The sequence below is a fragment of the Streptomyces sp. NPDC054847 genome (assembly GCF_053610925.1).
This window is the reverse complement of the sequence record NZ_JBSGZJ010000808.1, coordinates 1-1,045: the sequence shown is the minus strand read 5'-3', so window position 1 is coordinate 1,045 and position 1,045 is coordinate 1. Positions and strand designations below refer to the sequence as shown.

General features: G+C 71.4%; 1 protein-coding gene. It reads left to right on the top strand.

Annotation, left to right across the window (positions count from 1 at the left end; translation table 11 throughout):
- Positions 1-125: 125 nt before the first annotated feature.
- Entirely contained in the window at positions 126-1,043 is a 918-nt protein-coding gene (locus ACWGH4_RS35380) for an alpha-lytic protease prodomain-containing protein (protein WP_441264628.1), read from the top strand.
- Positions 1,044-1,045: the final 2 nt, after the last annotated feature.

Sequence of the window (1,045 nt, the reverse complement as noted above, 5' to 3'; positions counted from 1 at the left end):
CCGCAGGATTCCTTCCGCGGCGGTTGTCAGGATCATGACGTTGAACGTTCCGTCACGGTCCGGCAGCCGGCGTTGGACGGGCCCGCCCACCCAGCGGGCCCCGGAATCCCCCACCGGAGGATGCAGTGAAGATCAAGCGCTTCGCCCCCCTCACCGGCGTCTCGAGAGCCGCACGGCTGACCGCCGTCGCCGCCGCACTCGTGGCCGCCTCCGCGCTTGCGGCCCCGTCCGCGCTGGCCGACCCGGCCGACTCCGCGCGGGCCACCACGGCCCAGCTCGCCCAGGCCGACGACGCGGTGCTCGGCGCCGACGTGCCCGGCACCGCCTGGTACACCGACAAGGAGACCGGCAAGGTCGTCGTCACGGCGGACTCCACCGTCTCCGCCGCCGAGATCGCCAAGATCAAGAAGGCGGCGGGCGAGCGCGCCGGCGTCCTCGAGATCAAGCGCACCCCCGGCACCTTCAGCAAGCTCATCGCGGGCGGCCAGGCCATCTACGCGGGCGGCGGTCGCTGCTCCCTCGGCTTCAACGTCCGCAGCGGCAGCACCTACTACGCCCTGACGGCCGGTCACTGCACCAACATCGGCTCCACCTGGTACACCAACTCCGCCAACACCACGGTGCTCGGCACGCGGACCGGTTCCAGCTTCCCGAACAACGACTACGGCATCATCCGCCACTCCAACGCCTCGGCGGCGGACGGCCGTGTCTACCTCTACAACGGCAGCTACCGCGACATCACCGGCGCCGGCAACGCCTCCGTCGGCCAGACCGTCCAGCGCAGCGGCAGCACCACCGGTCTGCGCAGCGGCCGGGTCACCGGCCTCAACGCGACCGTCAACTACGGCAACGGCGACGTCGTGTACGGCATGATCCAGACCAACGTCTGCGCCGAGCCCGGCGACAGCGGCGGCGCCCTGTTCTCGGGCAGCACGGCTCTGGGCCTGACGTCCGGCGGCAGCGGCAACTGCTCCTCGGGCGGCACCACGTTCTTCCAGCCCGTCACCGAGGCGCTGAGCGCGTACGGCGTGAGCGTCTTCTAGGC